This is a genomic window from Pseudanabaena sp. 'Roaring Creek' (assembly GCF_001402795.1).
Classification (GTDB): domain Bacteria; phylum Cyanobacteriota; class Cyanobacteriia; order Pseudanabaenales; family Pseudanabaenaceae; genus Pseudanabaena.
On sequence record NZ_LIRE01000501.1, the window covers coordinates 1 to 10,042 of the forward strand.

A 10,042-nucleotide genomic window follows, 5' to 3' on the forward strand; every position below is an offset into this window, starting at 1 on the left:
GAAGCTGTAGTTTTTATTTAAATTATCTATATATCTCGTCAGTAGCTTGGTACAACTAAATATAGACTTCCAAAGTCTGTAGCGCACGCTGCGCGTGCGCTACAGCTTCTGGGGTTTTATATTTAGTTCACGAAAGTGTGACAACACTTTTGTGAATTAAAAACTAAATCTAATTATCTTGCCCCGACTATCCCTATGTTGCCGTCGTCAATCGCTGCTAGACTAGCAAAAGAAAAATTTAACGATTAGCTCACTTACTGAATCGATGCCTCAAGACACTGTTGCGACTGTTTCGACTTCTGCACCCAATATCACCACAGGCGAAGCCCTAACCATTTACGAAGATATGGTATTGGGACGCACTTTTGAGGACAAGTGCGCTGAAATGTATTATCGCGGAAGAATGTTCGGGTTTGTGCATTTGTACAATGGTCAAGAAGCGGTAGCTTCTGGCGTAATCAAAGCCATGCGTCCCGATGACTATGTATGCAGTACCTACCGCGACCACGTTCACGCCCTCAGTGCTGGTGTCACGGCAAATGAGGTAATGGCAGAGCTTTTTGGGAAGGAAACAGGATGCAGTAAGGGTCGTGGCGGCTCCATGCATATCTTCTCAGCTAAGAATAACTTTTTGGGTGGCTATGCTTTTGTGGCCGAAGGCATTCCCGTGGCTTCGGGTGCAGCGTTTCAGTCAAAATATCGCCGCGAAGTAATGGGCGATCCGAATGCCGACCAAGTCACCGCTTGTTTCTTTGGTGATGGCGCAAGTAATAACGGGCAATTCTACGAAACCCTCAATATGGCGGCTCTGTGGAAATTGCCAATTATTTTTGTCATTGAAAATAATGATTGGGCGATCGGGATGAAGCATCATCGAGCTACTTCCGATGTGCGGATTCATAAAAAAGCCGAAGCCTTTGGGATGCCAGGGTTTGAGGTGGATGGTATGGATGTGCTATCCGTACGCGAATATGCTCAAGAAGCCATCCGTCGCGCCCGTGCTGGCGAAGGTCCTACGGTTTTAGAATGCATGACCTATCGTTTTAGAGGACATTCTCTAGCCGACCCCGACGAACTACGCAGCAAAGAAGACAAGGATAAATGGTTCGGACGCGATCCGATTAAAATCTTTGCTAGTCGCGTGCTTGAGCATGGTTTAGTAACTGAAAGCCAGTTGAAAGATATTGATAAAAAGATTCGTGATGTAGTTGAGGAATGTGTTCGCTTTGCGGAAACTTCTCCCGAACCAGATCCTAAGGATCTTTTCCGCTATCAGTTTGCGGAAGACGAATAGGTCGCAAACAAGAAGTTGCCAAGTAACTTCCTTACAAAAACCAAAAGATAGGTGGCGCTAAGCGCCACCTATCTTTTGGTTTTTATGTCCTGATTTTTATAGCTATAGCCAAATAAGTTAAGACATAAAACCCAAAAGAGTGTTGCGGCGCGAAGCGCCGCAACACTCTTTTGGGTTTTGTTTTTCTGGCTACTGCTATATATCCTGATACAATTGACGGCAGCTATATTTATAGCTTGCAACGGGATATCTGTGCTTGTTCCCAATCGACATCGTTGACGATCGCTTTGGAGAAATCGCAATTAACCAAGGTCGCGCTATGAAAGGAGGCTTTAGTGAGATCGGCATACTGAAACTTAGTGCCTGTGGTAGAGCGCCATGTATTAATTGCCAAACGAAATAAGTAGAGGCTCCCAAAAATCTGTAATGGCTCGATCGCTAAAAATATTAATAGCGCCGTAAAGGGATTAAACCGCAGCGAACCCGCGATCGCGTTAAAAGCACCAGAAACCAGTATCTTGGTGAAGGTGGAACCAAAGAAACCTGATGCAAAAGCCATAACAAGGGAAATAGGAATTGCCATGACCGTCCCCTTGGAGCTGGAGATCGCAAAGCTAGCCGTAAAGCTAATCGCAAAGCTAACCGCAAATACGACGATCGCCACGATTGCCACCCAATAAACTGTGCTTTGATTGATAATCGTTGCCCCAAAAATCAAAGAAAGGGAGAAGGCAACCAGCAAAATAGTAGAGATCGTTGCCGTACCCGCAAACATCAACGACATTACAAACGAGACTAAGCTGGCGATCGCCGCTTGCCTCTGACTTTTGCCTGCTCGCACATTCGCAAAATTAGCTGCCTTGAGTTGAGAGCGGCAAAAATTACACCCACGAATATCAGCACCGCTAAAATTAGCACCGACTAGATTTTTGCCCTTGAAGGAGCGATCGCGTAAATCTTGGTTTGCAAAGTTGAGACTTTGGCTCATGGCGACCTTTCACTAAGCTTATAAAGCTAGAGAGATGTACCTTTCTAGCTTTATGAATTTTAAGCTAATTCGCCCAGATTTGGCTTAGAAATATGTGGCAGTCCCCAACCTAACTTTTCGCGTAATATCTTGAAAAACTCACCTTTCTGTAGGCGAATAAACCTCGCAGGATATTGCGATCGTTCGACTTCAACCCGATAGTCAGGATAGATGTAACATCCCGCATTACCATCAACAACCAACACCAACCGATGTCGATTAGCAGGGGTAACAATCACCTTCTCCGTATTGGCAAAAACTAAAGCCCGTGATGCCATGGAATGGGCACAAATGGGGATAAGTTGAAATACGGGAATCCCGGGCTCAATGACGGGACCTCCTGCTGAGAGTGCATAGGCGGTTGAGCCTGTAGGTGTAGAAATAATCACGCCATCCGCCGCAATATCAACAGGTAAATGGCGACCAATCTGCACTTCAAAGTGACACATACTGGTCAAGGGTTCGCGATGCAATACCATTTCGTTTAACGATAGGGCTTCCCAGAGCAGTCCTTGGCTATCGTAAACGCGCACCGTCATCATCGATCGCTGTTCGACAACGTAGTTGCCTTCCACGACTTGCGAAACTGCTTCTTCCCAATCGGTTAAGTAGGTTTCGGTCAAAAAGCCCATATGCCCTGTGTTTACATTTAAGACAGGTAAACCAAGGGGGGCGATCTGACGGCAGGCGGAGAGTACGGTGCCGTCGCCTCCAAGGGCAACCACAAACATTAAGTCGCGATCGAAACCGATAGGGACTAAACTTTCGATTAAGGTATGACAAACGGGAGCATCAGGTTTGCCATAGCCCAAAATACCGCCATTTCCAGTCGCCATCACTGTCTGGATACCGCGCTTTTCTAGCCACGACTCCATATCCAACGCTACACGTTCAGCGACAGGCTTTGCGTCGTTATATATAATCCCGACTTTTGGCACGCTCAATGACTACCTAGACTATTCAAAAATTTGTCAGTTTGGTAATTATAGCAATTAGCTTTTGGCTTTTGGCTTTCTGTTCGTGAACTTAGGGTAGCCTCGTCAAGCGATCGCTTTTTTCCTCCTTGGCTTCTTTGTTTTGATTCCAGAGCAGCATACCTAATACGCCATCAAGTAAGCCTCCGCCCCGATCGCTACCATTGACGGCAACATCGGGGACAACACGCACATTGCGATCGCCGATAGTTTGCATTAACTGCAAGGCAACGTAGGAACTGCCGCCGAGGGCATCGACTCCAGCTCGATAGGCATCGGCTTTCGCCTCACCCGTGACGCGGATAGATTCGGCTTCACCAGCCGCTTCTTTGACCTTGGCGCTGGCTTGCAGTTCGGCAATGCGTACCCCTTGTTCGGCGGTAACTACTTCTCTTTGAATATCCGCAAGGGATGTCTCGCGGACGAGTTCTTGGCGTTGCGTTTGGGAGATGCGCTGCACTTCGTAGGTCTTGCGTTGTTCTTCGGCAATTTTGCGATCGGTGAGGGTTTGCATCAGAGTTTCGGGTGGTTCGATCTGTCCGAGGAGAGTATCTACTGCTTGGACATCATAGGCTTGCATGGCGGTACGAATAAAATCGGCTGCTTCTGCTTGGCGATCGCTACGGGCAATCAAGAAATCCAACACCGTATAGGCCTGTGCGGAATTGCGGAAGTAGTTGCCTACGGTTGGACGGAGTACGTGATCGACGAGGTTTTGCATTGAACCCACGCGCGAAATAACCCTAGGGGCATCCAAGGCTCCTACGTGAATGATCTGTGCAACCTCTAAATTAAAAGCAAAGCCATCGTTAGAACGGACATTTAAGGCTCTCAGCTTGGAGTCATAGCCATGTTCTTCGGTGCGATCGCTGAAGTTTAGAACAATATTGGTAGTGGGCACGAGTTCCACTTTCATAATATGGGTATTTAATGGATGTTTGCCAGGATAAAGCGGCTCGATCCATACGCCTTTATCACCGACATTCACCAAATGTCCGTGGGTAAATAAAGCGCCACTAACATCATCTTGAGCGCCGCCAACAAAAGAAATCACCACCCCGACATACCCAATGGGAATATCGGTCATTTTCACCTGTTCGATCTGGACGAACCAAGGATTGAGATTCCACGAACCCGATAGAATAACCTGCTCCTGCAAGCCGCGCCGACCGCCCCCATTGATGAATAGTTGAGCGTTTTGAAAGTTGTCATGTTCGGGAATAATCGCTCCTGCGATCGCCCCTGTCTCAATCGGTGTTCCATCTAATGTGGTGACAATGCCGACTTTTTCGGTGGCGACGGAATAGAGTTTTAGTTCCGATGGAGCCATCCCATTGGCGGCCGCATTAGCAGAAGTAATAATTGTAAATAGCGCCGTATTGACTCGATAGGTTCCTGCGGTGAGGATTCCTAACTGCCTTCCCTTTTCCCCACCCGCAAGGAGAAATTCGCGCGCGTTTTGGAAATTGTCGCAGGGGACAGTTTTACCTAAAATGCGATCGGGAGGAATCGATTTCCCATCGTTGGCAATAATTAAGCCGATTTCGCCTTGGGGTATTACCACTACGGATTCTTTGCGAACGCTATATTGCCAAGGATAAAAGCCAAAATGCCAACCAGGAGCGAGGGTGTCGGCTTGATATCCAGCTTCACCATTGAGGGCGACGAGTTGTCCTGGAGGTAAATCGCCACGCAATGAGAATTTCTTAACCACGATGCCGACTTCTCTTTCACCGACAACGATTAGCCCTAAAATCCATCCCATCTGGGGCAGAAATATAAATACAATCACGACACCGCCAATCACCCATACCCACAGTGGAAAGCTAAGCTCGCCTGCTTGCATCAGTTGGAGGGGTTGCGATCGCGTATTGGCAGCATTATCTTTCTGGGAAATTGATTGGGCGATCGCTGTATCGCGGGCGAGGATTGTCGGCAACCCCAAGATACCTAGCATAGCGATCGCTGCACCTGAAATAAGTGATCGCTGCCAAAATTTCTGACCTAAGCTTGGGCAAACATCCTGAATCCTAAATAGCTTTTTCACGGGTAAAATACCACTTTCAGAACTGATGCTAATCTAGCGCAGTTGTTAGGAAATCCTCAAAATCTACTAAGAAAATTAACAAGCTCAATTCTTTGCTCCATACTTTATACCAAAGCTCAAAATGGCTACGCCATTTTGAGCTTTGAAAACCCTTACTGGTTTTGGTTTTTAATTCACAAAAGTGTGACAACTCTTTTGTGAATTGGTAAGTAGTTAAGAAAGCATTTAAGAATTGACAGCCGTAAGATTTCTAAGCATTTTGCGGATCAAAGCTATATAGATAAACGCCCTGATGTATTCTTGTAAAATCCATAATCCTTGCTCAGTCTGCGATATTTACCTATAGGACTTACGCAAAGCTAACGAGTTTACTGGATTTTGGATAGGTGTGGCGCGGGCAAAGCCCGCGCCACACCTATCCAATGCGAAAGTCCTATACCTATATAAAATAAAATATAGTTATTGACTACTAGTATTACTTCTGTTTATTTTATTCTATTAACTTTAGTTTTAGGTAACAATTCAGATATTGGTTAGCTGACTGAGGGGATACGTCTTAAAGAAAGTTCATATTTTACGCCAACCAATCAAAAGAAAATACGCTGATAATTCTATATGGTTGTCGAAATCAACTCTGTATCTCAACTGATATATAGTGCAAGACTTATTTAAGCATGAGAAAAATTCTTAATTTTCTAACTAAAATTAAGTTCTTTATCAAGGTTGTGGTTATATATACTTTGCTCCAACAGCTTTTTTATTTATTCCTGAAAGATATTAAAATACTTTTTGAGTTTTAGGCATTACTGCACTATATGGTAGGTTACATTTCTTTTTTGGGATAGGATTTCTAATTAAAAAATGGCTCAAAAAGAATAAGAATTGGAGAGATAAATTTAATGTTAGGGTAATCAAGGTTGAGGAACAAAATTTTCCTAATTTTACTTTAAGAGAAATTGCTTTAGGAGAATTTAAATCTTGAATTGCCGTATTTATAATACTTTTCCTAGCACCAGAAGCCCATCGTGGAAGTAGCTTATCTCTCAACTTTATATAGTTTTTAATGAGAATACTTACTGCTAATCTCTGTTTCTATATTAGTCATTTGATTTTGCATAAATATTTTTTTCAAAAATACATCTCAAGCATCATGAGTTTTAAGATTTATATAGTTTTGTTGGTACAAGATGTGGATTTTATCAGATTATCTGACTAGACGCGTGATTTCTAAATAATTACTAAGAATTAACTTTTCTTACGATTTAAATCATTTAATACAAATTTAGATTAAAGAATACAATAAGGTAAACCTACAAGTAAAGTTAGTACGAATTTTATGATAGACAAAAAACAGCCGACAATTGGATTAATAGAAGTTCCAGCAACAGGACTATACGATGCAGAAGGTAAAAATTGGACTTCGTTATATAGACATCGTTCTTTAATTAGTAAACAAGTTTTGATTTCTGACTTGCGAGCGGGAGGATTTGATGCTCAATTAGTCAACCTCAGAGATGGGGACTATAGCGAAGAATTTGGTCAGATCTTTTGGAAAGGGATGACTCTACGGAAAACATTTGTAGGGGGTAATATTTTTGCTCTCGATCCACAGGCATTCGATGCTTGGGGCATTACAGTGAATTTCTCCCAAGATCGTCAAGTCAGTTGTTTACTGATTGAACATTTAGCTAAGGGAAAACGCCCAATTGTTGTGGGTGGTTCCGATGCAGTAGCGGAACCTCATCACTACTTACAGGCTGGTGCAGCCGCAGTAGTTTTAGATAAATCTGGAGCTGCTAATTGGGCAATTTTTGACTATGTATTGGGAAAAACTCCACGAGAAGACCTCACGGGGGTAGTGTTGGCAGATGGTAAACAATATGCAAGGAAAACTAAAGCCAAAAGTCCTGAAGAATGGGCATTACCCTCGGTAGAAGTGGCACGAGAATGTTTAGGGATACTCCCTAATGTTCAAGGACTAGTGCCAATCGGTTCTTTAGTGGCTGACATTGGTTGCGATCGCACCTGTGATTTTTGTATGACACCGACCTATGGTACTGGCTATCGAAGAATGACTCCCAAAACAGCTCTCAAATGGTTAGAAATTCAAAAAGAAGCGGGAGCTGTTTCCATTAATATCGGTTCCGATCAGTTCCTTGCGCGAACATTATTTCCAGGGGGACGAGATGAGATCCTCGAAATTACCAACGGAGCGCGGGAGATGGGAATTTCGCTCATGTGGCCAAATGGTTTAGAACTTAGGAAAACAACTTTAGGTGCTGGTCGTAACTATGAAAGTACTGATCTCAGACCTGATGAAGAATTGATTGAAGCACTATTTGGTTGGAATGGAAAAGTTGGCTGTCCTTTAGCCTATATTCCTGCTGAACGTCCCGTTTTTGGACGAGAATCATATAAGAAACTCCTACCTTGGCAAGAGCATTGTACATTGATGAAATCGGTTGTCAGAACTGGAGTACCTGTCATCGCTTATGGCATCATTATTGGACTACCTGATGATGATATTGATGATTTGTTGCGTCTTGAGGAAGCGATCTCTGAGCTTGTGGATGAACTAGTAGAGATTAACCCTAAAGTTGAGTTTCAGATTGCTTGCTATAGTATTGCACCCTTACCTGGAACTCCTCAATCCCATAACTTACGTAAGCTAGGTTTGCTGCAATTTGAAGATTCCTGCGTGTGGGGAGGTCTATGGACACCAACTTGCAATACTCATCACCTCAGCTATGCCCAGATTTCCGATTGGCAAATTCGTCTATCGAAGATTCGTAGATCAGCATCTGAATTTACTAACTATAGTGGTGAATATTCGGGACTGGTTAGCACGGCTTCCTCCAATGACTCAAAAATTGCATTGGCAAATGTGAGCTAGCTCTAGTAAAATATTTTATTCTAAAATGCCTTCTAAGTATAAGTAATACCAAATCACAAAATGGCATAGCCATTTTGTGATTTTAAAACCCTTACTGGATTTGGGTTTTAATTCCCAAAAGTGTAGCCACACTTTTGGGAATTGGTGTAAAACCTAGACGAGCGTAACGCTCGTCTAGGTTTTAGTTTTTAATCATGCTGAACTGGTTATTGCTGATATAGCAACACCAGAGATAGCTAAACCCAAGAAGAGAAGGACAGCGCTTTGCACCGCCATTCTCTTGACTTTACAGTGAATTCCAACGTTCCGCAGCAGCGGCGATCGCTTTATCGCTGGGCTTTTCCTTGAGCATGGCAAGTTGTAACTCTTCGTAAATAATTTTCCGCAGTTTCTCAATATCCTTCGCAGGTGGAATTAATACTTCCGACTGGGACAGTTGTGAGGCGCTAATAACTCTAGCGCGATCGCTTAGCGGCGCATCTTTAGCGACCTCGGTGAAATAGGGATCCCCAGCGCTCTTAGTCGTTGAAGGTAATGAATTTTCAACCTTAGAAAAAGCAAGCTGATTTCCCGCATTGGTTATATAGAGGGCAAACTTGACGGCTAGAGCTTGATTGGTGGAGGTTGTGGGCACGGAGACATTCATCACCGCCGCACTCTTTTTACCCGTTGAGCCAGTAATTTGAGCGCCCACATCGGTAACTTTGGCGATAGCTGGGGCATTGAGGGTAACCGTTTGCAAGAACTGGGGACCCGACAATAAAATTGCCAATTCTCCCGACTGATAGAGTTCTACTGCTTTCCGATGCCCTTCAGTCAAGATTTCGCGAGGGATTAATTGTTTCTCAAAGAGATTTACCCAATAGTCAAAGGCAGCCTTACCCGCCGCATCGTTAAACGCAGCTTTACCATTGGGATCGAGTAATTTCATCCCCATCTGTACCATCGCTTCTAAGACTTGTCCGCCATCCATAGTCAGCATAAACGCATATTTACCAGTTTTTGCCTTAATCTGTTCCGCAACCTTGGCAAGTTCTTCAAAGGTTTTAGGAGGCTTAGCAGGATCTAAGCCAGCCTTTTCAAAGAGAGCCCGATTGTAAATGGTGATATCCGTTGCTACGTACCAAGGCAAGCCAAAGGTAGTATTATCCAATTGATTTGCCTTCCAGATATTCGGGAAATAGGTGGCTTTATCGGCTGCTGATATAGCTTTCTCCATATCCACCAATGCTTTTTTCTCTGCTAGTTTAGAAGCGAACTGTGGATTTAGATTCACGACATCGGGAGCCGTTTTTGCCGCTACAGAACTCAAAATTTTAGTTTCCATTTCTCCCCAAGGAATATCCACCCACTCTACTTCCGCCGTCGGATTTTCCTTTAAAAATCCTGCGATCAAATCCGCCATATATTTATCAAATTGTGGTTTTAATTGCATCGTCCAAAATACGACTTTGTTTTTACTTGAAGAGTTAGATGGCGTTGTTTGGGCTCCACAGGCTCCCAGCAAAAACAGAGTGGAAAGTCCGATAAACTTGCGGCGACTGAGGTTGTTAAAGAGATTAGATGGCATGGCAACAATAGTAAATGTGAGTAAATGTGATTAGATTTGAGTAAATTCGAGTAAATTCGGTTTGATTATATAGCTATAGTCACTTAAGTCAGGACATCAAACCGAATAGAGAGTTGCGGCGCGAAGCGTCGTAACTCTCTATTCGGTTTGATTATGGCTTCTCAGCGCGAGGGTAATGTTATTATCCTTGGGTGGAACATCACTGAAGGCTTCAAAGTATTTTTTGGCGATCGGTGG

At 43.8% G+C, this 10,042-nt stretch carries 6 protein-coding genes; 2 read left to right on the forward strand and 4 right to left on the reverse strand.

Annotated features, from left to right (window positions below; genetic code table 11):
* Window positions 1-265: 265 nt before the first annotated feature.
* Entirely contained in the window at window positions 266-1,294 is a 1,029-nt protein-coding gene (pdhA, locus tag AC805_RS15605; protein WP_009626838.1) for a pyruvate dehydrogenase (acetyl-transferring) E1 component subunit alpha, read from the forward strand.
* Between the two features lie 229 nt (window positions 1,295-1,523).
* Here the strand turns inward: pdhA and AC805_RS15610 are convergent, their stop codons facing one another.
* From AC805_RS15610 to AC805_RS15620, 3 genes are all read right to left on the reverse strand, one after another.
* Window positions 1,524-2,282: a pentapeptide repeat-containing protein gene (locus AC805_RS15610; RefSeq protein WP_055076277.1), complete on the reverse strand. Its 759-nt coding sequence runs from the start codon at window positions 2,280-2,282 to the stop codon at window positions 1,524-1,526.
* A 59-nt stretch (window positions 2,283-2,341) separates the two neighbouring features.
* The gene (locus AC805_RS15615) at window positions 2,342-3,259 is read right to left on the reverse strand and encodes an NAD(+) kinase (protein WP_055076278.1); all 918 of its coding nucleotides are present in this window, start codon (window positions 3,257-3,259) and stop codon (window positions 2,342-2,344) included.
* Between the two features lie 88 nt (window positions 3,260-3,347).
* On the reverse strand, window positions 3,348-5,252 hold the full coding sequence (locus AC805_RS15620) for an SPFH domain-containing protein (protein ID WP_055076281.1): 1,905 nt from the start codon (window positions 5,250-5,252) through the stop codon (window positions 3,348-3,350).
* A gap of 1,426 nt (window positions 5,253-6,678) precedes the next feature.
* On the opposite strand from AC805_RS15620, the gene AC805_RS15625 reads away from it, so the two are divergent.
* Window positions 6,679-8,235, forward strand: a complete 1,557-nt coding sequence (locus AC805_RS15625; RefSeq protein ID WP_055076279.1) for a radical SAM protein — start codon at window positions 6,679-6,681, stop codon at window positions 8,233-8,235.
* A gap of 286 nt (window positions 8,236-8,521) precedes the next feature.
* On the opposite strand, the gene AC805_RS15630 is transcribed toward AC805_RS15625, so the two are convergent.
* The gene (locus AC805_RS15630) at window positions 8,522-9,805 is read right to left on the reverse strand and encodes an ABC transporter substrate-binding protein (protein ID WP_055076280.1); all 1,284 of its coding nucleotides are present in this window, start codon (window positions 9,803-9,805) and stop codon (window positions 8,522-8,524) included.
* Between the last annotated feature and the right edge of the window lie 237 nt (window positions 9,806-10,042).

Excerpts from the sequence above, each read along its gene's own strand:
- pdhA (WP_009626838.1), top strand. The coding sequence starts at position 266 with ATGCCTCAAGACACTGTTGCGACTGTTTCGACTTCTGCACCCAATATC.
- AC805_RS15610 (WP_055076277.1), bottom strand. The coding sequence starts at position 2,282 with ATGAGCCAAAGTCTCAACTTTGCAAACCAAGATTTACGCGATCGCTCC.
- AC805_RS15620 (WP_055076281.1), bottom strand. The coding sequence starts at position 5,252 with ATGCTAGGTATCTTGGGGTTGCCGACAATCCTCGCCCGCGATACAGCG.
- AC805_RS15625 (WP_055076279.1), top strand. The coding sequence starts at position 6,679 with ATGATAGACAAAAAACAGCCGACAATTGGATTAATAGAAGTTCCAGCA.
- AC805_RS15630 (WP_055076280.1), bottom strand. The coding sequence starts at position 9,805 with ATGCCATCTAATCTCTTTAACAACCTCAGTCGCCGCAAGTTTATCGGA.